Source organism: cyanobacterium endosymbiont of Epithemia turgida isolate EtSB Lake Yunoko (assembly GCF_000829235.1).
Taxonomy (GTDB): Bacteria; Cyanobacteriota; Cyanobacteriia; order Cyanobacteriales; family Microcystaceae; genus Rippkaea.
On record NZ_AP012549.1, the window covers coordinates 2,535,649 to 2,559,717 of the forward strand.

General features: G+C 31.3%; 10 protein-coding genes and 1 pseudogene. 7 read left to right on the forward strand and 4 right to left on the reverse strand.

Going from position 1 to position 24,069, the window contains the following annotated elements; translation table 11 throughout:
• Positions 1 to 487: 487 nt before the first annotated feature.
• Positions 488 to 2,413, reverse strand: a complete 1,926-nt coding sequence (gene gyrB / locus ETSB_RS07925; protein WP_044107315.1) for a DNA topoisomerase (ATP-hydrolyzing) subunit B — start codon at positions 2,411 to 2,413, stop codon at positions 488 to 490.
• A gap of 2,935 nt (positions 2,414 to 5,348) precedes the next feature.
• Between gyrB and ETSB_RS10390 the strand changes: the two genes are divergently transcribed.
• The 5 genes from ETSB_RS10390 (at position 5,349) to ETSB_RS07950 (ending at position 13,707) form a co-directional block, all read left to right on the forward strand.
• Positions 5,349 to 5,489, forward strand: coding sequence for a hypothetical protein (locus tag ETSB_RS10390; RefSeq protein ID WP_232509889.1), 141 nt, complete (start codon positions 5,349 to 5,351; stop codon positions 5,487 to 5,489).
• Between the two features lie 467 nt (positions 5,490 to 5,956).
• On the forward strand, positions 5,957 to 7,669 hold the full coding sequence (locus tag ETSB_RS07935) for an ABC-F family ATP-binding cassette domain-containing protein (RefSeq protein ID WP_044107316.1): 1,713 nt from the start codon (positions 5,957 to 5,959) through the stop codon (positions 7,667 to 7,669).
• Between the two features lie 2,070 nt (positions 7,670 to 9,739).
• Positions 9,740 to 10,633: a tRNA (adenosine(37)-N6)-dimethylallyltransferase MiaA gene (gene miaA, locus ETSB_RS07940; RefSeq protein WP_044107318.1), complete on the forward strand. Its 894-nt coding sequence runs from the start codon at positions 9,740 to 9,742 to the stop codon at positions 10,631 to 10,633.
• Positions 10,634 to 11,658: 1,025 nt separating this feature from the next.
• Positions 11,659 to 12,603: a COX15/CtaA family protein gene (locus ETSB_RS07945; protein WP_044107319.1), complete on the forward strand. Its 945-nt coding sequence runs from the start codon at positions 11,659 to 11,661 to the stop codon at positions 12,601 to 12,603.
• A gap of 132 nt (positions 12,604 to 12,735) precedes the next feature.
• Positions 12,736 to 13,707: a heme o synthase gene (locus ETSB_RS07950; RefSeq protein WP_044107320.1), complete on the forward strand. Its 972-nt coding sequence runs from the start codon at positions 12,736 to 12,738 to the stop codon at positions 13,705 to 13,707.
• Positions 13,708 to 14,060: 353 nt separating this feature from the next.
• Here ETSB_RS07950 and ETSB_RS07955 read toward each other — a convergent pair whose 3' ends face one another.
• Positions 14,061 to 14,315 (reverse strand): HypC/HybG/HupF family hydrogenase formation chaperone, encoded by a 255-nt coding sequence (locus tag ETSB_RS07955; RefSeq protein WP_044107321.1) that lies wholly within the window; start codon positions 14,313 to 14,315, stop codon positions 14,061 to 14,063.
• A 570-nt stretch (positions 14,316 to 14,885) separates the two neighbouring features.
• Here ETSB_RS07955 and ETSB_RS10395 point away from each other — a divergent pair.
• Positions 14,886 to 15,226: pseudogene (locus ETSB_RS10395) on the forward strand (photosystem I reaction center subunit XI).
• 122 nt (positions 15,227 to 15,348) lie between these two features.
• Here ETSB_RS10395 and hypF read toward each other — a convergent pair.
• Positions 15,349 to 17,658 carry a carbamoyltransferase HypF gene (hypF, locus tag ETSB_RS07960; protein WP_044107322.1) on the reverse strand — a complete coding sequence of 770 codons (2,310 nt, stop codon included), beginning with the start codon at positions 17,656 to 17,658 and terminating at the stop codon, positions 15,349 to 15,351.
• Between the two features lie 491 nt (positions 17,659 to 18,149).
• Complete coding sequence (locus tag ETSB_RS07965) at positions 18,150 to 19,619, reverse strand: TldD/PmbA family protein (RefSeq protein ID WP_044107323.1); 1,470 nt, start codon at positions 19,617 to 19,619, stop codon at positions 18,150 to 18,152.
• Between the two features lie 2,735 nt (positions 19,620 to 22,354).
• Here ETSB_RS07965 and ETSB_RS10065 point away from each other — a divergent pair.
• Entirely contained in the window at positions 22,355 to 22,531 is a 177-nt protein-coding gene (locus tag ETSB_RS10065) for a hypothetical protein (RefSeq protein ID WP_171816439.1), read from the forward strand.
• The last annotated feature ends 1,538 nt before the right edge of the window (positions 22,532 to 24,069 follow it).

Sequence of the window (24,069 nt, forward strand, 5' to 3'; positions counted from 1 at the left end):
GTCTTACTTGATCAAAAAATATGCATAACCTAAAATTAAGATATAATAAATCAAAAAAGTACCTGTAGTCTTAGAGACTATATCTTAAATATAAAAAGATATAAGATTTTTTGCTTAAATAACGAGTGATGTGGCTTTCTATAAATACCTAGAATGAACGGAAGCTACCTATACGAAAAATTGTCAGATGATACGTGAATAAGTCGACGAAATATAAGCTTATTTTTACAGTTGAACTATCCAAGCAGTAACAGAAGGAATCAAGCATAAAATTAGATTTATTAAAAAATGAGTCTTGTTAGACTGTGATTTTTTTTGCTAATTTATAATACTTTATCTTAAGAGTTGTAAAACAATCAACATTTTAAAAAAAGTTGAATTTATATGGAGCAATTTTACTTTTTTGGGAAAAAACGTGAAATATGGAATATATTTGTACCGAATGTTCATTTATTATTCACACTGTGCCGAACATTCAGTACAGAGATTATATATCTAAATCAATTAGATTTAATTTAGGTCCATAGATTTCGATGAATTCTCGTCGTGGGGCAACACGATCGCCCATTAAGACAGTAAAGACACGATCAGCTTCGGCAGCATCTTCGATTTCTACTCGTTTCATAGTACGAGTTTCAGGGTTCATAGTGGTATCCCATAGTTGAACAGGCATCATTTCCCCTAACCCTTTAAACCGTTGAATGGTGTAATTAGCATTAGAGGGTAAACTGTGGAGATGTTCTTGTAATTCTCGCTCATTGTAACAATATGTATGATTACGTCCTCTTTCTACTTTATATAAAGGAGGGCAAGCAATATATATATAACCACGGTCTACTAATTCCCGTTGATAGCGATAGAAAAAGGTTAATAAAAGAGTTCGGATATGTGCGCCATCCACATCGGCGTCAGTCATAATAACTATTCGATGATAACGCAATTGAGAGTCATCAAATTCTTCTCCTTTAATGCCTAATCCTAAAGCTGTGATTAATGATTGAATCTCATTATTTTTGTAAATTTTGGCATCGTCGGTTTTCTCAATATTCAGAATTTTTCCTCGTAGAGGTAAAATAGCTTGAAAACGACGATCACGTCCTTGTTTGGCACTTCCTCCGGCGGAGTCCCCTTCCACTAAATAAATTTCTGCTTCTTCAGGATCTCTAGTGCTACAATCTGCTAATTTTCCAGGTAAAGGAGAAGACTCTAAAACCGACTTCCGACGAACTAATTCCCTGGCATGTCGTGCTGCTTCTGCTGCTTTGAAAGCCTGGATTGCTTTCTCAAGAATGTTCTCAACAACATGGGGATTAAATTCTAAATATTCATTAAGAACTTCCCCTACCAAAGAATCGACAATTCCTCGAACTTCTGTATTACCTAATTTCGTTTTCGTCTGTCCTTCAAACTCCGGTTCAGGAACTTTTACAGAAATCACCCCTGTTAATCCTTCTCGGATATTTTCTCCCCCTAAATTAGGCTCATTATCTTTGATTTTATTGCGTTTGCGAGCAATATTATTCATAGTTCGAGTCAGAACTGTTTTTAACCCTTCTAAATGGGTACCCCCGTCGATCGTTCGAATATTATTAGCAAACCCCAACAAATTATCACTATAAGCATCAACACACCATTGCAAAGCTACTTCTAGCTGAACTCCATTTTTCTCTCCCGAAACATAAATAACATCTTGGTGTAGAAGTTCTTTTTGCCGACACATATAGAGGACATATTCTTTGATCCCTCCCTCATAACAATAGATTTCAATGTGAGGTTCTTCAGGTCGATAATCACTGAAAGTGATTTGAACTCCTGCATTGAGGTAAGCTAATTCTCTCAATCGACCGGACAGGGTACTATAGTCAAACTCGATTCCTACTGTAAAGATATCGGTATCAGGTAAAAAAGAAATAGAGGTTCCAGTAGGATGGTTAGGATCAGGACTAGCTTCTAGGGACCCCACGGGAATTCCCTTTTCGTAGTGTTGGGTGTGAATTTTTTGGTCTCGCCAAACCCTGACATTTACCCATTCCGACAAGGCGTTAACCACAGAAACTCCAACTCCATGTAGACCTCCAGAAACTTTGTAACCTCCTCCCCCGAATTTAGCACCAGCGTGGAGAACGGTCATTACAGTTTCTAAGGCAGATTTGCCCGTAGTAGGATGAAGATCAGTGGGAATACCTCTGCCATTATCTATGATGGTGACAGAGCCATCCGAATTTATATCAACCTCAATATGAGTACAATAGCCTGCTAGGGCTTCATCTATGGAGTTATCGACAACCTCATAGACAAGGTGGTGAAGTCCCCTCGGTCCAGTAGTCCCAATATACATCCCTGGACGCTTGCGTACGGGATCTAACCCTTCAAGGACTTGTATCTGTTGCGCGCCATAATCACTTGTTGTCATGAATCTTTCCCAATGATAGCTTACAGGGGAACTTCTAACCCCTCGATAGCAAAATCTTCAAAAATTCTAGCACATAAGGTTTAAAGACTGCTTTAGAGAGGTCTGGAGAGAGTTTTTTGTTTGGGTGCAGACAGTAGTTGTAGAAACAAAATTAGAGAACAATTTTAACTTCTGACTGAACGTAGGAGTCAATAACCCTTGACTTATCTGCTCGACTTATAAAAGTAAATGGTAAAAATTTACTTATTTTAAAGTTAGTCCAAACTTATAGATTTAATTACTAATTTTTATAAACTTTAAATAATACAATTAAAATACTTAATTGTATGAATACTTAATTAAAATACTTAATATAGAAAATATTACTGGTTTCTTGAAGAAACATTAAAATTTTTAAATAGAACCAAATTAACATAGTAATTTTTAAAAAATTTCTAGTATTTTATTTAAATCATGTTAAAACCCTCAATAGGCTATAATCTCTACTTATAGTAAAGTGGTCACTATTTCAAGGAAAAAATATCATCAGATAATAAAATTGCTTACTATCAGCCTAACTGAAGCTATAGTAAGCAATTTTATAAAGCTATTCCTTACGGTAAATGTACTATTATAGTTTAATTATATCACTATTGTTATAATGTTGTTTTTGCGATTACCTATTGGAATATGAGAGTACTAATAAAAATCAAGGGATATACTAAAAATATAAATAGCTTTTTAGTATTGTAAAACTAAGTTCTTAAGTAGATAAAAAAAATATATTTTTTTTATAAAAAATAAAAATTATTTAAAATATTGTAAAAATAATATACTAATTTATCAAAAATAAATGAATATTATTATGACTATATAAATCCTCTTACAAAAACAATTGAATGAAAATAGTATAAAATTAAATCTGGTTTTAAAAAAGGTGACTATGATTAATTTTTATTATTAGAAATCTTATGTTACAATTAATAAATTTATAAATTTAAGCGCTAACGGTATTAATTAAGTAAGTACTGATACAAAAGTATAATTAAATATTAAAAATAAGTAAAAAAGTATTATATTTATCTATTTTATTTAAAATAATTAATAAATTTATGCATTATACTAACTATTTTAATATTTAAAGTAGCATTCTTTTAAAATTTAAATTATAAATACTTGAATTAAATAACTTATATTTAAACAAAATTGTTTCATATTTTTTAAAAAATTTATTTTTTTTATATTTAAATTTAACAGAATAAAGCAGTTAATTTTTCTATCATAAAACTATCACAACTCAAAACATAATTATAAGTAAAATGGCTCAATATAGTAAAAGTAACTTTTTTCAAAAAAAAATAACATTATTTAATAAAAATAAATATTATATTGTTAAAGCTAATCAATCTTGAGATTAATAAAACATTTTTATTTATAAAAGTGCAAACATACTAATTTATCCTTTATTTAGGTTATAAATTAATTTAAGTCTATCTTAAATTTCGGAGTGGTTAATGTTAATTAAATATAAACAGGATTAACATTATTTTTTTTTATTTTAGAATTTTTAGTATAAATATAAGTAGTCACGATGGAAGAAAGCAATTCTAAAGTACAAGTAAATAGAGATAATACCAAAGAGTATATTGTAAAAACTTATATTCTTTATCTTGTTAAATAAATATGACTACCTGTAACAAACAATAAAACAACACAATAGAACCATACAGTTAAGGCAATTTTTCTTTACCAAAAAACCTAGTAATAATAGATTAATCTAGATCAATAAATACTTCTATTAATTCAGAGTATAGAGGGTTAGAAAAAAAGTATAAATACAATTTTGCTAAGAGCAGAAAAAGAAGGTAACAGGAGATTATTTTTTTAGTTATTCCCAGATTTTTTTAAAATATCATTAATATACAAAAGGGCAAGAGAAAAAGATTAGTAATTTTAAATACTTAATTGAAATTAAGTATTTAAAAGCTTAATGAATTTGGTATATCTTACATTATCTGATAATATACTTTATGAAAACAAAACCTATTATAAAAAATATGAAAAGCCTTTGAAATCAATTAAAACCTTAATTTTAATTGATTTCAAAGGCTTTTATGTGTTTAGTCACTTACTACTATAATCAATTACTGGTGTCAGTATATAATAGATTTCATCTAAGCATTATTTGTTGCCTTGTTTTTTATCATAAACATTAGTGTTATCCTGATGGAGGCGATCAACTTAGTAATTGGTAATGTTTCCTTACAAGTTATTTTTGGGCTGATTTTGGTACTATCTTTTCCCAAAACTCCTGATCAGCAAAATATTATAAAATAATATCCGCTATTACTGTAAAAACAATTTGATTTTTTTAAAAAATATATTAATTATTCTAATAAAGGCTTTAGTTTACTAGGAATACATATTATGATATATAAAATATTAGTTTATTTAACTTAAATATTGATAAGTTTATTATAAATATCTTTATCATTAGTTTTTGGTGATTATACTTTATTTAGTCATGTTTTTATTAAAAATAAAAACATGACTATTCAATGGAACAACTGGGAAGTTATGATAAAAAGTTAAGTTTATATTTTAACCTTGTTGTTCTTTTTATTGATTATATAGTTTATAAAGAGATAATTCAGGAAAAGGTTTTAGTTATTCTTCTCACTCTTGTATTACTAAAGACAATGTTACAATTACTCTTGATAGTATCATTTATTGGTGAATTTTAGATATGGAAAAAATTTATTACAAAGTAGATAATCTTCTATTTACTATAGTTAACTTATTTTTAACTAAAATTCGCTCGTAAATAAGTAAATCAGAACTTAAATTGACGATATTTTGTTACGATAATTATACATTCCGACAAATATCTGAGGAGTTAAAATAAGCCTTCGTAGAATTGCGCGATATTGTCCCCTCAAAAACAGTTAAAAATTTTATGAAACTCCAAATAGTCGCTGACGGACAAAAACAGGTAGCTATTTTAAGCTCAAAAGATAAACGAGACTCTGATATAAATTCAGCCCAACGAGAAGCCAAAGCAATAGTTTTAGAAGCAGAAACGATAAAAAAAGTATAAATTATTAAAACAGAAGCAACTGCCCAAGCTTTAGCGATTATCTCACAAAAAAAAATCAGCACCTATCCTAATGTCTATAAAGTTCTACAATTTGTCCTAGTTCAAAAATATTTAGACATGGGAGTTAGTATTGGCAATATTGAAAGTAACAAAACAATGTTTATAGACCATCGTAATATTGTTTCTATACTAGAAGATATGTATTCTATCGTAGAAGATAAATTTAATAGAACACGCTTTATTAGAACAGGAACTAGAAAAAAATTATCACTATTATACTGGATAAATTGTTTTAATTATTTTTGGAAAAAATACTATAAGTAGTCAAAATATTAAGTTTTAAAATACTTTTTTCTGGAATATAGGTCTAAGAGAGATTTGGATCTTGACTTGAACACTTGCTAAGTTCTGCTATACCCTGTATTGCAGATAGTAAATTATATATCTAAATTTAGCCGGACAATCATATGCTACGACTAGAAAACATCAGTAAAATTTACCCAACTGCAGAAGTGCTAAAAAACGTTACTTGGGAACTCAACCCAGGAGAACGAATCGGGTTGGTGGGAGTAAATGGGGCGGGTAAATCTACCCAACTTAAGATTATCATGGGACAAGTGGAACCGACTTCTGGAGAAGTAGTGCGGACAGAAAACCTGAAAATTGGCTATCTAACCCAAGAATTCGAGGTGGAACCAAGTCGTACTGTTCATGAAGAATTCTGGACTGCATTTGAACAAGCCAATCGAGTCTACCAAGAATTAATCAGAGTTCAACACCAGATGGAGGTTGCAGATACTGATAAATTAGATGAACTAATCCATAAACTAGATAAATTACAAAGAGAATTTGAAGCCCTTGATGGTTATTTTCTCGATGCTGCTATTGCCAAAATATTACCGGAAATGGGCTTTAAGCTTGAAGATGGTGAGCGTTTAGTAAGTTCCTTTAGCTGTGGTTGGCAAATGCGGATGAGTTTAGGTAAAATACTCTTACAAGACCCTGATATTTTACTACTTGATGAACCAACAAACCATCTAGATTTAGAAACTATTGAATGGGTTGAAAAATATCTCAAAGGACTCAATCTTCCGATGGTAATTGTTTCCCATGAACGGGAATTTTTAGATTGTTTATGTACAAAAATTGTTGAAACAGAGCGTGGCGTTTCTAGCACTTATATTGGAAATTATTCTGATTATCTTCAACAAAAAGTTCTTAGTCGAGAGATTCAGGAGAATACGTATCAACGGCAACAGAAAGAAAGACAGAAACAACAAGGGTTTGTTGACCGTTTTCGAGCTAGTGCAACTCGTAGTACCCAAGCAAAAAGTCGTGAAAAACAACTTGAAAAAATGGAAGTTGTAGACGCTCCCATTGCTAATGTCAAAACCCTACGGTTTGAGTTTCCTCCAGCTCCTTCTAGTGGTCGTGAGGTCATTATCATTAAGGATTTAGTCCATGGTTATGAAAATAATATTCTTTTCTTAGGGGCAAGTTTATTCGTAGAACGAGGTGATCGTATCGCCGTGCTCGGTCCTAATGGAGCTGGAAAATCAACTCTACTCCGCTTAATTACAAATCTAGAAAAAGCTGATGAGGGGGAAGTAAACCTAGGAAAATATAACGTTATTATAGGATATTTTGAGCAGAACCAAGCCGAAGTATTAGACTTAACTAAAACTGTCATAAACACGGTTCATGACGAGGTCCCCGACTGGACTAATACGAAGATTCGTTCTTTGTTAGGTCAATTTCTTTTTAGTGGAGAGACAGTGTTTAAGAAGGTTGAAGGGTTAAGTGGAGGAGAAAAAGCTCGACTTGCTTTACTTAAAATGTTGCTAAAACCTGCTAATTTATTAATTCTTGATGAGCCCACTAATCACCTAGATATTCCAGCCAAAGAAATGCTTGAGGAAGCATTATCTAAATATGATGGAACAGTTTTATGTATATCTCATGATCGCTATTTTATTTCTCGAGTCGCTAACAAAATTGTTGAAATTAGAGAAGGAGAATTAATAGTTTATCCAGGGGATTATCATTTTTATCTAGAGAAAAAAGAAGAAGAAAGACAAAAAGCAAAGATAGAGAAAATAGAAGACGAAAAAGCAGCTAAAGCAGCAGCAAAACGAGCTAAACAAAAAGACAAAGTTAAAGCCAAGAAAACCAAGATCTAATCTACAGTTCTGTTGAAGATTTCCGATTGAGGTTTTCTTTAACCTAACTTCGCGGAACAATAACATTTAATAAGACAGCTTCAGTCAATATAACTTCAAGCAATAAACGTAAGTTCAATAGGTAGTCATGAGAAAATAGGGAAGTAGTAGCTCTATGCTACAAAAGACAGTATTTATTTAGGTGTGGTGCTATGGATCTAAAACTTCGTCTAGATTAAGCTAACTCCAGGCAAAACAGATAACTGTACACTTATTACTGAGTTAATGTAAGGTTTGAGCAGCAATTACTTAGAAACCAGGAAAGTCTTGCTCAAAACTTCAAACACTAGCTTACTTAATAGTAATACCATCAAGTTCTCTTGATAGAGAATGTTAGATTGAACTCGAAAAAAACTTAATGAACAATTTCCGCTAAATAATTAACACGAATTAGTTTATAAAGTATAAAAAGACTAGTCACTATGCATCAGAAGCAGAGAGAAGCAATTTATGTAACAACCCGAGAGGTACAACATTATTAAACATTTAAATTTCGCGTAATTTACGATTGTTTTGCACACAAATTTCTAACCGTTTATAGCAATAAGGATTTTTTAGATATAAAATAACAGGAAAAATTTATCGAGAGGTTTAGTTAGTCTGTTTTATAACTGTACTCCCGTGTATCTAAATCTAGAGTGGAAATACAGGTAGGAAAAAGCAGCTAATTTCTTAATAGAGGAACAGGGGTAAGGATTTTTCGGTAATCAATAGTTATTCTGAAATACCAGAAACGGCTCATTGATTTTTTAATCACTTTCATTGGGATAATATTCAGGAGTTTCTTTTCTTTACATTAGCCTTTAACACAGATAGTTATTCTTATGTTCATATTTTAATATTCTCTAACAGATCTGGGTAAATGAACTGGAATAAGTATAAAATAGAAAAGTAGTTAAATAAAGGACAATCACTAGATAGCAACTTGCATAAAAAATTAGTCAACAAAACTAAAAAAGCAACACCTATCAAGGTTAATTCACAACTCAAAAGTTATTTCCATAAAAATAACAAAAGCATAACTATTATCTTCAGATACAAGAGAACATAAAATCAAGGAAATCGCAGATTGAGTGGTTTTATAAAAAAAATAATTATAGAAAAAATATTAAATATATTATTTAAAACGAAGAAAAATTTAAGAGTTAACCATTAGCAAATTAATTAAAATATGATTTATAAAAACATATGAAACAATCTCTAAAAATAAAGAGTAAAAACCCGATATTATAACTTGTCAAAACGAGAAAACCCCATCAAAAATTCTGCGATTGATGTTGCTGTTCCGAGTTCATAGGAAGGTAAGACAAAGTATAAAAATATCTTTAAACATAGATTTTTACAGAAATAAAACAAAGACGTAGCTTTAAAACTATAATTGTTTTCGTTAAAAGTTCATCTTGCTCTAGTCCTATTCAGGTAACACTGAAAAAATAAAGAAACAAATGGTAGGAAATGTTACGCAATGGCAGTCGAACTAGGGACACAGCTCGTGTGATAATAAGTAAGTACGAAAACAGTAATTAACAAATTTTAAAAAAATACTATTTACTATAAAAGTCAATTAACCTTTATTAAAAAATATTAATTCTGAATAATAATAAGTGCAAATTGAGTTGAGGTTATAATCTTAACAGGAGTTAAAATTATAACTAGAGAATTTGAACCTATATAAAATACAAATTTATGTGAAGAATAAAAGTGATCAAAAAGAGATAATATATTCCCTGATAAGGGAATATATTATCAGCAGAAGAAAGAATTAAGTCCTATTCTAAGGATAGATTAATAACTTATAGAAAAAAATATCTATAAATAGACACAAAAACGATAAGGAGAAAACTTAATAAATCGATGAGAAACATATATTGATTATCAATATATGTTTCTCATCCAAAGTGAAGTACCTCTTGAAGTTAATCACAATTTTATTGATGACAGCCTTGTAGCGAAGACCACCTAACACTCCTAATCATGCTTTCATGTTTGATAAAATATTATTAGATGCTAACAGGTTTATAGTAGTTTTTTATGCAAACACGTTTAATTATTATCTGTGGTGCAACAGCTACAGGCAAGTCAGGGTTAGCTTGTCAATTAGCTCAACGCTTCAATTCCTTTATTATTAGTGCTGACTCGCGTCAAGTTTATCAAGAATTTGATATTGGAACAGCTAAACCAACTTTGGACCAACAAGCCTTAGTTCCCCATTATCTAATTGATGTCTGTGAACCAACACAAACATTCACTCTAGCTCAATATCAAGAACAAGCACAATCGTTAATTAAGTTAGCTTCTCCTCTATCTTCCCTTTTCTTAGTAGGAGGGACAGGTTTGTACATCAAATCGATTGTACGAGGGTTGAAGATTCCTAGAGTGGCGCTTCAACCTCAATTACGATCACAATTTAATATTTTGGGTCAATCACAATGTTATACAATATTAAAGCAAGTTGATCCTATTGCTGCCAGTAAAATTCACCCAAATGATAAAGTAAGAACCATCCGTGCTTTGGAAGTATTTTACGTCACAGGGTACCCTATTTCTGAACAACAGGGGGAGAATCCACCTTCTTATCCTATCGTACAAATTGGGTTATATTGTGAGTCAAAATATTTGCAAAAACGAATTAAAAAACGAACTGAAGACATGGTTAGTATGGGGTTAGTTGAAGAAGTTGAAAAAATTACTCAAAAATACGGTTGGAATTTACCTTTATTAAATACCCTAGGATACTCAGAGATAAAACAATATCTTCAGGGATATCTGTCCTTAGACGAAGCTAAAACAGCAATTGTTTTACACACCTGTCAATTTGCAAAACGTCAAAAAACTTGGTTTCGCGTTTATGGAGAAATTGAATGGTTTGATATAAATTCCCCCAGTTTTGTAGAAGAAGTTTGGTCTAGGTTAATCTCTCACTAAATGAGAAAGATAAATAACATATATATCATATTTTAGTCAGTTTCTAGAGATGATAGTGCGATGTTTAAAAATTAAATTATTATTTTTTTATAAATGCGAAAGAATATTTGATCTAAATCTAAATAATGAAATAACATTAATAGGGAGATAAACTTCAGGAATAGTTGTTTGATAAATTGATCAAGTAGTCAAAATTGTTCTAAATAATTAGTTTTATTTAATACCCAATAAGGCAATGGCAATAAAGAAAATAATACTGTGATAAATTCAATTTATTCGAACTCTCAAAGAAAGAAAACTATGACTGCATAGTCAAGTATGTCTATTTTTTGCTTAAGATATTCTTCCTGCCACAGTCTATCCTTTACCTTATACTTCTCCATATGTCAAGATGACAGAAAATTTTAATATAGAGAAAAAAATCCACAGTATCCAGAAAAAATTATCACATTAAACTCGAAAAGAACGCCTTCAATTAGCGGTTTAAATGGCGGATAATCTATAGAGTTTTTTGTAATCAAATACAAGTAAATTATCTTTTAATTCTGTATATGCTTATGAAAACTAGATAGTTATAGTTGGAGTAGAGTTAGTTATAACAAAGAAGTTTTCACTATTTTAGTGATAATGATGATTTGAGTTGAAGTCTTGGTCTTCATAAATTACCTATTTTTTTTTAACCTCTATATAAGACTTTATATGAGTTTTTTAGATAAAAAAGTAAAATTTGAGCTGTTCTTCATATAAATAAATTTTAGCTTATTGTCTCCGACACCAACTTTACCATAAACTAATATAATATTCTTCCGAAAAAAAATTAGAGCAATGATTTATCCTTTTTGTGTAAACTTATGTAAAGCAATTATTAACCGAATCTGGAATATGTCAAAACCTTTATACTAATTGGTGCAAGAAAGATAGACTGTTCAGTAGAATCTGACTAGCTGTTTAAACCAAACCTATCTTCAAAGAGAGTAAACACTCACTATGAAGACATAAAATGTTTAACAAAGCATTAGAATGCTATGACAGATTCGGTTCTTAAATCCAAAATAAAAGTTCCTGGCGACTGCTCTCAAGTCCAGAAACGGATGCGTTTTCTTATTTGGAAGATCGCCATTGCTACTCTACTTTTGATGGCAGTGGGCAGTGCTACACGAGTAATGAATGCAGGTCTTGCCTGTCCTGACTGGCCGTTATGCTATGGTCAATTGGTTCCCAGTCAACAGATGAATCTACAAGTGTTCCTAGAATGGTTCCATCGTCTCGATGCCTCTCTCATTGGCTTAAGTACTCTTGTTCTTGTCGGACTCTCATGGTGGTTTCGCAAAGAACTCCCCAGATGGCTGCCTTGGGCATCGGTAAGTGCATTGGGGTTAATCGTCTTCCAAGGAGTTTTAGGAGGACTTACAGTGACCCAATTGCTACGGTTTGATATTGTCACAGCCCATCTTGGAACCGCCCTACTCTTCTTAGGAACCCTTATTGTTATTGCTGTGTGTCTTACACCCTATCAAGGAACCACCAACGCCAAAAAACTAAGTTGGGGAGCAACCATAGCCCTTACTTTAGTCTACCTACAATGTTTATTAGGAGCATTAGTGGGGTCTCGATGGGCGGTACATCAATGTTTTGGAGGTTCGCAACTATGTGCCGTGATGAATAGCCATATTATTGGTGTTTTTCCAGCTACTATTGCCACTCTCAGCGTTGTGTTTATCTCTTGGCGTACCTCTGCCCTTCATCCCTGGTTACGAAAACTTGCTTGGGTTACTGGAGGCATTGTTGCCCTACAAATCTTATTAGGGGTTGCCACTTTCCGATTACATCTACAAGTAGAACCTTTAACTGTGGCTCACCATACCTGTGGTGCTGCTCTCTTTGGTACGTTAGTCGCCTTGACAACGTTAGCCATTCGCGATGTCAGAAGTTCCTCACTTCCCTGCGGTGCGACTGCACAGAAGTTATAAGTTAGAAGTTAGAAGTTCAGAATTAAAACCTTTGACCGATTTAGGTTTCAAAAGAAATTCTGTTTTCATCAATGCTTCAAGAACAATAACTGACAAAAACTCAAGTAAATCAACAGAATTTGGTGTGTATTAATGATTGGGACCGATGTTGCCCCCCGGAATGAAAACTGGCTACAAGTTGTAAAAAGCTATTATCAGCTGACCAAACCCCGTATTATTCCCCTATTATTGATCACCACTACCGCCGCCATGTGGATTGCTGGTGGGGGCCGGGTGAATCTATTTACCTTATTTATCACCTTATTAGGGGGAACTCTTGCTGCGGCTTCAGCCCAGGTAATGAACTGCATTTATGACCGTGATATTGATTATGAAATGTTACGGACTCGGGCCCGCCCTATCCCTTCCGGACGAGTACAGTCACGCCATGCCTTCATTTTTGCTGTCATCCTTGCGATCTTTTCTTTTTGCCTTTTTGCCTTGTTTATCAACGTTTTTAGTGGCTTATTGGCTATGTCTGGCATTATTTTTTATATGCTAGTATATACCCACTTTCTTAAGCGCAATAGTACCCAAAATATTGTCATTGGTGGGGCAGCTGGTTCTATCCCTCCTCTGGTGGGTTGGGCGGCAGTGACAGGGGATTTAAGTTGGACCTCTTGGGTTTTATTTACCATCATTTTCCTGTGGACTCCTCCTCATTTCTGGGCGTTAGCGTTGATGCTCAAGGAAGATTATGCTCAGGTTAATGTTCCTATGATGCCGGTGGTCGAAGGAGAAGAGTCTACAGTCCGTAAAATTTGGTGGTATACTCTGCTGGTTATTCCTTGCACTTTACTTTTGGTTTATCCCCTAGGAGTATCTGGAATAATTTATGGTACGGTTGCAGTGGTTTTAGGAGTTAAATTTATCGAGAGAGCTTGGCGGTTAAAACAAGATCCCTTTAATCAAGAATTAGCGCGATCACTGTTTAAATTTTCCATCTTTTATTTAATGATTCTTTGCACAGGAATGGTTCTTGATAGTCTAACTGTGACTCATCAATTGGTTGCAACTGTCGGAGATAATTTAAAGATGTTGATTAATTTAATTTCCTTCGGATAATTTAGAATTCTTCTGTCAGAATACCCTAGTCCTTCTCAGAGTAGGGTATTCTGACCAGTTACTTATTTTTGTTGTAAGACCAGTTTCTATGCTAGAAGCAGTGTGTTCTGATTGTTGAAGGTCATTATTCTCATATGATCGTCAGTTCCTTCGTGTTGAAACTTAAATATTGAGAATAATGACAGTGCCCATGCATCTTATTGAATTTACGTTAATAAGTAATCTTCATGTTCTCTCAATTTCGAGATTATTACTATAGATACCATAAATGGTTAGATACCAGGAATGGTTTACGAGATACTTTAAATGCCCCATTTTAGCACTCTCCTAAACTTAGATATAATTTTTAAAACTCATGACTTATAGCTATCTGAGTGTAAAATTGTCTCTATTTCTTTAAATTCAGCTAGACTTTTTTGCGCAGCTTCTTCATCTAAAATACTGAGAGCAAATCCTACATGAACAATCACATAATTACCCACTTCAACATTAGGAACATAAGCTAAGCTAACTTCTTTAATTACTCCACCAAAACTTACTCTTCCTTTTTTCATCAAAGGTTGATCACCAATGATACTAACAACTTTCCCTGGAACAGCTAAACACATTTTCTATTATCCTTTATAATAAAGAACTGCTCATTAACAACCTTTAGGGTAAAACTATTCGGACTCTAAGCTATCAAAATCTTAAAAATTATTTATAAAGTAAATATTTATTTTTAAGAGAAAAAACTGTTTGCGACTACAGTATGCTAACTGTTTTTTAACCGAGTTATCAATTTTTCTCTTAAATAAGGGAAAACCATCAATAAAAAATATAGATAAAGATAAAATTAGGCTTCGTTTTTAACTTAGATAAATAAAAGTTTCATTACTACAAAGGCAAGGATACTAGGCAGGGAAACTGAAACCACGGGAAAATAAGAAGCAGCTAGCTGGACAGGAAAATGTAATTTACATGCTGTTTTTTTTACAAATCTATAAGCCTAATACTATAATCATCCGGTGACAGATTAAGATTGCAACATCAAAAATGTTACTGAGAACTTTAGCTCAATGAGAAAATTATAAAGATTTTTTAAAATTATAAAGTAAGAAAAGTTAAAAAGAGCGGTACAGTGAATATACTTGGGGAAAGTTTAACAACTTACATTGAAGTGAAGTATTGACATAAAAATGGACGTAGTTGGGCATACTGAAGATTCTCAAGTTGGTAACCTTGCCACTTCTCTTAATTCTTAAGGGGGGGGTCCTCGCGTTTATCAGAAATTTATCTGCCTATTGCTAAGGATTATCTTTTAAGCGTCGCGCGCAGGTTATAAATTAGTATGACCTATGGTTATTTCCTCTATGGACCTTTTGCTTTGCTAGGTCCCTTATGAAACACGGAGATAGATAGTAAAGCAAGGTGATTAGCTGTTGTAAATATAGTAGCTATTTTGACAATCTCTTTATCGATGTATGTTTTTTTTATTGGCAGTTGTGGAGGTGTATTTTTCGCTTATTTTCTTTACTAAACTTTTTATATTGATCTTGGACAAACAATATTAGGTTAAGTCAATTACTGCAACATAAGGTATAAAATAACAATTCCTCATTAATTATTTATAAAACAATGCTAGCCAATACCAGATTTTATCTATCGGCTTAGTATTTGCCTTATCCCTGCCATAATTTGTCCTAAAGCAATTCCACCATCATTGGGAGGTACTTTTCGGTGCCATACAGGTATTAATCGTTTTTGATTTAATCGACTGATTGCTTGTTCAGTTAAGTATTTGTTTTGAAAACATCCTCCTGTTAAAATAACTTTTTTTTCTGATATAATTTGAGAAATTTCAATTATTACTTCAACTAGAGTATTATGAAATTTAGCTGAAATTTCTTCGATAGATAAATGTTTTGAAAGATCGTCCAAAATTTCTTTTATAATTAGCTGCCAATCAACAATTAAAGGGAAATCGTTTCCTAATATTTCATAGGTATAGACTTTATCTGTTTTATAATTGATAGCTCTGTGTTCTAAGTCCATCGCTCCTTGTCCTTCAAAACTGGTCTGTTGACAAATCCCCAAAATAGAAGCCACCCCATCGAAAAGCCGTCCCACACTTGAAGTTAGCGGAGCATTCAAATTACGAGATAACATCCGTTGAATTAATTTTAATTCTTTATTAGAAAAACTTTCAAATAATTGAGATATTTCTAAGCCATCAAAAGATCCAAACACTTCATAAAGTATGCCTAAAGCAATACGCCTCGGTTCCTTGACTGCCCGATGTCCTCCAGGCAATTTAAAAGATCGAAAATGAGCGACTCGTTGGTAACCATTATCAGTAACTAATAAAAACTCTCCCCCCCAGATTGTACCATCTTCTCCATAGCCTGTACCATCCCAAGCAACTCCTAAAACAGGTCCAGTAATTCCATTTTCTGCTATACAGGAGAGAACATGAGCATAATGATGTTGTACCTTAACCACCGGAAAACCTTGGGACTGAGCAAATTGACTTGAAAAATAGTCCGGATGTGCATCACAAGCGATAATTTGAGGTTCAAAGTCATAAAGTCCTCTTAAACTGTCTATTACCTGATAAAAGGCACTTAAAGCTTGAGAATTACTTAAATTTCCAATATGTTGACTGATAAAGACTTGATTGCTCCGTAAAATTGCCACCGTGTTTTTTGACTGTCCACCAGTTGCTAGAAGGGAGATCGATGGAGGTGAATGTTCAACTTCTGCATTTTGTATTTTGTCTTCTGACTTCAGAATAATGGGAAAAGGTGTATATCCTCTTGCACGACGAAGAACTACTTCTCGTCCTGCCATAACGCGAACCACAGAATCATCTACAGATCGTAGAATAGGACGATTGTGGACTAAAAATACATCGGCAATATGTCCTAGTCTTTGTATGACTTCGCCTTCATCAATACAGATGGGCTCATCGGAGATGTTCCCACTGGTGGCAACTAAAGGGAATTTTAGACTGAAAAGTAACAAATGATGTAAAGGAGTATAGGGTAACATGACTCCCCAATAGGGATTATTCGGAGCGACAGACTCCCACAAGTTGATGCAATTCGATCTACGTTTGAGTAAAACAATAGGAGACTCAGGAGAGGTTAATAATTCTTCTTCTAGAGGACTAATCTGACAATGGTTTTTAATTAACTCAAGGGATGGATACATTAAAGCAAAAGGTTTGTGCGGGCGATCTTTGCGTTGTCTTAGTTGCCTAATGGCATCAGGGTTACTTCCATCAGTCATTAGATGAAATCCTCCTAACCCTTTAACTGCTATGATTTTTCCCTCTTTTAAAGAATTTACTGCAATTTTAAGAGCTAAGTCTTGAATAGCTATACTGTTTCCTTGTTTATCCCAAAGGGCTAATTGGGGTCCACAATAGGAACATGCATTCGGCTGAGCGTGAAATCTACGATCATGGGGGTTTTCATATTCCTGCTGACACTCAGAACACATAAAAAACTCTTTCATGGTAGTTCGAGGACGATCATAGGGTAAAGTTTCAATGATGGTATAACGCGGACCGCAATTAGTGCAGTTAGTGAAAGGATAGCCATATCGTCGATTTTGGAGGTCAAAAATATCTCGTAAACAGTCGGGACAGGTGGCTAAGTCAGCCGGGATAATGGCATTTTTTTCTCCACCAACGCTGTGATGAATATCAAAGGTGGTGTACCCGATATAATCTAAATGAGTGGTTTCTATTGATTGAATGTGTGATCTCGGTGGGTTTTCTGTTTGTACTCTTGACAAAAACTCTTTGAGTATCTTGGATTCTCCTTCTACTTCGATATACACTCCTGATGCAGAATTATTAACCCACCCTGTAAGATTCAATTCTGTGGCTAGTCGATAAATAAAAGGGCGAAATCCTACCCCTTGAACTGCCCCGAATATTCGCATTTTTAATCGTTTTTTAGTCATTTACATTCTAAAAACTAGTGAAAAAAGAACCAACTTAACGGCTCTCTTTATTAGGACTTAAATAAAGCCTACAGCAACCGAAAATTGACAAATTATTGCATACCTAAATTGTTGCTAATTCTGTCTAATTTAGACATCTTCCTTTGCAATTTGTCTCTAGGCTTTCTATATTTTCTTCAAGTTTAATCTGCCGTATCTTAATTTATAAGCAAAATCTTTGTGCGGGTTGTTTGACTTAGTCTCAAACTTCTCATCTATCTAATCTAATTTACTGTCTTCAGATTTTAAATGGTTCCTTTGCCAGGAATATGTTTTTATCTATGTATTGGACTTTTAGTCACTTCCAATATATTCTAATTATTTATTAAAATATATTGACCCCTGGTTATTTTATAGGTAACTAAAAATATTAAAGCTTAGAAGATAAATGGGGATAAAGATTATATTTTTTCTATTTAAAATCCCCAGTAGCTTATTAATAATGTCTCAACTTATCGTCCCCCAACAGTAATTTTGTCAACTTTTAAATGGGGTTGTCCCACTGTAACGTAAATACTTCCACTGACAGAACCACAGAAACCAGGTGCCAACCCTAAGTCTTGAGAACACATAGAAATCTCCGTCATAATATCTTTGGCGCTTCCAATTAAAGTTGCACCTTTGAGGGGTTTGGTCACTTTTCCCTTTTCAATCAGATAAGCTTCAGAAACGGAAAAGTTAAACTCACTAGTAGGTCCAACACTTCCCCCTCCCATTTGCTTACAATAAATTCCTTTGTCGACTGACGCAAACAAATTATCAATAGAATAATCACCGGGAGCAATATAAGTATTTCGCATTCGTGAGGCTGCAGCATAGGTATGATTTTGACGGCGACCACTTCCTGTACGAGGATGTCCGGTACGGACTGAGCCGGCACGATCAGCTATAAAGTTCTTTAAAATACCGTTTTCAATCAATAAAGTACGTTGTGTGGGCATTCCTTCATCGTCTATATCCAAGGTTCCAAATTCCTGATTGGATAACCCCTCATCCCAAGCAGTTAAGCTTTCATGGGCAATCTTTTCACCTTTTTTCTCCATAAAAGGAGTGGTTTTATGTTCAATTTGGGTAGTTTCTAATAAATGTCCGCAGGCTTCGTGGAAAATGACTCCACCAAACTGATTAGCCATGATAATGGGATAACTCCCTGATTCTACATAATCTGCATAGAGCATTTTACCCGCAGATTCAGCTACTTCTTCAGCAGCAGTTTCGTAGTCCCATTCCCGTAGGAAACCAGGATCACTGGTATTGCCAAACCGTTTACCTATAGAGGCGCGATGTTCCCCATCGGAACATAATAGTGAATGACCCACAGATTGCGTCAAACGAATATCTCTAGCAAAAACCCCGTCACTAGTGGCAATCAAGATTTCCTGCCAGTCGCGAAAATACATAACCCGACGAGATTGAACATGACTGGCTTTTTGTCCTAGTTTGGCGTTAGCTGACACAAGAATATCTCCCATTTCTGCAATGGAACTACAGTTACCTAACCAAAGTTCCTTATCTTTTACTTTTGCATAGTCTCGCATCATTTCTAGGTTAATTTCAGGAATGTAAGCGTTAGGGGAAGGACAGGTTAACTCTAAAATAGATAATGCTTTTTCTAGAGTCACTTTTAGCCCGGTAAAAGAGGTATCATTAGTGCTGACATAACAATCTTTTTTACCTCGAAATACACGAATACCAGCCCCTGTGGAGAGACGAGGGGATAGACTAGTGATGATATCTTGTTCGGCTAAACAACTGATATAGTTTACCCGTTCAAGAAAAAATTCGACAAAATCCGCCCCTGCTGCCCGTCCCAATCCTAGTAAAGTAGATAAGGGGTCCTGCCAACTTTGATCAAAGTGATCGCTGCTAGAATGATAAGTCAGGTCGGGGAGTTCTTTAGACGTTAATAATGTGGGTGTCATATAATTGTGTTCCTTAACTAGCTTTCGCTGATATTGCTCATTTAGTAGGGGCGTATTGGTTAGTTTAACTCATCTTTCAACGAGCTTATATTGTATTTATCAAGGATTTAATGAAGATTTGATAAATCAATTTTTTCCTGACAACTGCAAAGTTTATTTTAAGATTTTCTCACCAATGCGAAGATCTGCTTGCAACAATCCTGAAATCAATAGTTCGATTTTAGAGATAACTCCCTTACACTTCTCCCACAGCTACTTCCCACTGTTTCTAATTACTTTTCAATCAAGTGGTCTAGCAAAGTAACATGCTTTTTTGTCATAACAAAAAAGCAAAATATATTTTAATTCTATTACTAAAGCAATTGCTTCAGTTTCTTCAGTATTTATTTAAATTTTAAAATTTAACACAACAACGACATGTTTTAAGGTCAACCCATTCAAACAATTTACAGGTAATTTTGATTATAGTAATTGCGGTGGTTTAAAATTACTTTTGTAAATTTATTTTTTTTAGATATTTTTTAATAAATAGATAGTTTGATTAACTAAGAATAAATATTTATTATTATAAATATATACTTATTTTTTATTCTTTTAGACCCCTAAAATAATACTTAAATTTAGCTTTTTTTATCGAAAATTACCTATTTTTATCTTGACTTTTTATGGTACTCTTAGAACAGATATCATTTCGATTAATTCAATACAGATTATTTTTTTAAAAAAAAATTAAGCGGTAATTCACCTAATTTACAGATAGTAATAGTGATAATTTTGTCTGTGTTTATTTATACTAAAAATTATTTATTATTCTTCAAATATTTTATAATTAATTTATATTATGTTAATAGCAAATATTAGAACATTTATCATTAACATTATAATATTTATGCTTTTAAAAAATAAGTATCAAGTAAACCATTTATTTATAGAGACTAAAATTATATTTTTGATATAAAAATAAATTATATAATTATGAATATAAGTTATATAATTTATATATTGTAATTCTATTTTTTAGGTTTGTTTTTTTCGGTATTTTCCAAAATTAATATAGATTTTAAACGTGAAAAAATTTTTTCACGTTTAAAATCTATCCAAATTATCACTACTAATGATACGTTTATTTTTTGATAAAACTACCTAAGAGAATATTTAAACTGCTTTTTGAATTTAAAGTAATAGAATTTTTTATTTATCAAAATTATAAATTAATGGTAATATATATACTACTCAATTTATAATTTGATAGGTTTTTATATTTTATAATCCCATTCTCGTTAAAATATTATAAATAGCTATTGAAAGCAGTTGGTATTGAAATGAGTAATTTTTCTATTAATCGTAGTTTTTAATTAATTTTCCAAAAACTAATTGGTCTTAGTATTTTTTTATTCATCAAGAATGTAGTTAGATTGTTAGTCAATTGAATTTAAAAACAATATATGTTAATACTATATTGATAGTATTAACATATCAATAATAATTGTATTGAATTAAAATATTTACATTGTCCGATTGTGATAATAAAATTATCTACTGACAACCTAAATTTATTATATAAAACTGAATGATTATATTTATTGATAGTGTAATTGTAATATGTATTTACTTAAAAATAAGTAGACTATATCTAGCTTGCTTATTTTCTATTTCTTATTAATAGAAGTCATTAATTCATATTTTTTTTTAAAAAAAAGTACTTTATTTGAGTATCTTAGCTTGATTATATTTATTTTTAAACATTTTTATTATATCCCTAAAAAGAGAGTAATTTTTATTTGTATAGGTTAATTTCTTTGATCTAAACTACTTGTATACAATTAGTAATTATTAAAAGTAATTACCGTCTCTATTCCTTTGTCTTTGCTATATTTTAAACTACATTTATTTTTTTGTATATTTTTTTAGTAAACTTTCTTTTTTATACTGCATATCAATAAAACATAATTAAAATTTTTATTCCTTTCTTAGGCTACTATAGTATTTAGCCAATTTTTTTAGTTTATAAAATTATTGATATAATATTTAGAATGTTATATCAATAATTTTATAAAATTCATATAATAAAATATACCTTATTCAAGAGTCAAACTATATTTTTTATAGATAGAAAAAATATCAATTACTATTATCAATTATTGGTTCATATTTCTATCCTCTTTTTAGGGAAAAATAAATTTATCTTTTGCTCTTTTTTAGGTTCTTACAGTAATTATTAGTTAATATCTGTACAATTTTTTTACTTTTCAAAAAAGACCATAATCATTCTGGGTTTTAAATAGTTTCTATATAAACCATTTTTTTTATTTATTATCTTTTATAATACTTCCATTCAGTCTGCAATTTCTTTAATGTTTGATTTTGTTGTATTTAAAGACAACATTTTTACTTTTGTTCTCGTTCTCGAAAAAATTTTGAGGCTGCAAGTTAATTTGAATAGTTCTTGCTCTTCTAACTCTGTTAATTTAATTTTTAGGCAGACTGGCATCTAATGATTGCCCGTTATAAAAATACTTCTCTGGTTTATATTTATTTAAGGTTTTTGACTTGCCAATAATTTTTTATTAGTAACAATTATGAATATTTATTTATACAAATATCTACAACTTGGTAGCAAACTAAGCAGAATTGATCACTATTTAGGGAGTATAATAGAAAGAGTAGACTCTAAAACAGTTTCCAATCTTGTCCTTATTCCTCATGAATTTTGAAATTTTTCTTCTTTTCCTCTTATGCAACATATTATTAAACCCTTTAAACCAGATAAACTCTATGAGGTAATTGTTAGCGCTTGCTTTTCCATTAAAGCAACCTCAAAGGAGGAAGCTAAACAAAAATTAGAAGCGTTACTCAGTGAAATTGATGCAGATCACTGGCAATTCGAACGTATTAATGAAGCTGAACATTGAAGTTAATAATCGATAGTTAATAATGAATAGTTTGGTTACAATCAATGATTTTTAAAATAGATGTAAGGATGTACGATTTAATTTTTGGTTGCTGAATTGGAATTATTGGAAGCTAAAACTAATTAATTTATTGTCGTCAAATCTCGCATTATTTCTAATGGTTAGCGGTATTTTAGGTAGATTGCTATCAGCAATTACATGATAAATGGATAGGTTAGGTGTTAAAAGATGAAGAATATGATTCCTGTTACACATTTAATTATCCTTTTACTCAGTCTAATAAAATGAGTAAATTAGAAGCATTACCCCCAAAATTTATTATTACTCTAAAATAAAAGCGATCAGGATATCTTTAAAATTCAATGATTAATTTAACTTTTATTAGTATCTTTCATTAATAAATTTATCCTTTTAAGTTTTTGATTAATTTCTAAAACTTTGACAGTTTATATTATTTGTCATAACTTATTTAAGATCATTAATAAAATAATTAGCTACTATAAGAAACATAAATTAGTCCATCTTGGCGAGTATAACATCAACAAAAATACTAAAGTAACCTACATTAAGTATAATTATTTCAATTGTCTATTCTTAAGAAATTTACGTAATAATAATAAAGTTTTATAAAGTAAGTGATCTAATTCTTTCAGTAATAAAAAGATATTTAAATGTTAGTTTTTTATATTACTAATATAATTGGTAATTATAGATAAAAAATATTAAAATTAATAAAAATTATTTTGATAAATGGCTGATTTATAGAATAGATATCCTATGATTTTAAAGATTACTTACCCCTCTCACTATTTTAAATTATACTGATTCTCAAAAAAGATTATGAACGGCAAAAATATTTTTAATAATTAAATTGATAGTTATTTTTTTATTTAGTAAATAAATACTATTATATACGATTGTCAAGTTAATACTAGAGACAAAACTTAGAAGTTTTATTTAAATTCATTTAAGGTAAAACACAGAAATATAATAAATACAATTATTTATAATTAGTTTTAAGATATTTCATTTATTTAAAGCTGAAAAACGGCTAAATTTTTGCAATATTAAATAATTAATTATAATCAAAATAAATTTTAAAAATAGTAAAACTCACCTCTTAATAAAAAATTTAAATTGCTCTATCTTTTACATAAATTGCTAATAAGATAAATAACCTAAAATAAATAATTTATTTATAAAACTTAATATTTAAAGATAAAATACGGTTTTATCTTTAAATATGCTGATATAATATATTTTTATCCCTCGTTAAGGATCACAATATATTTCTTTAATTAAATAAACTAAGAGTTCAGTTTAAAGATAAAAAATAAAATGCTTTTGACTAAACAATTAAAGTTGATACTGATATATTATTGACAGGCTTATTTTTTTTAAAAAAATAACTTTATAGTTGATGAATTAATAATTTTAATAGATCAAATTAACCTTTTATTTTTATAATTTAGTAGTAATTAATTTTGTATATTATCTTAATTTATAAATTAAAGATAAGTTTTTTAGTTGAGTTTTAT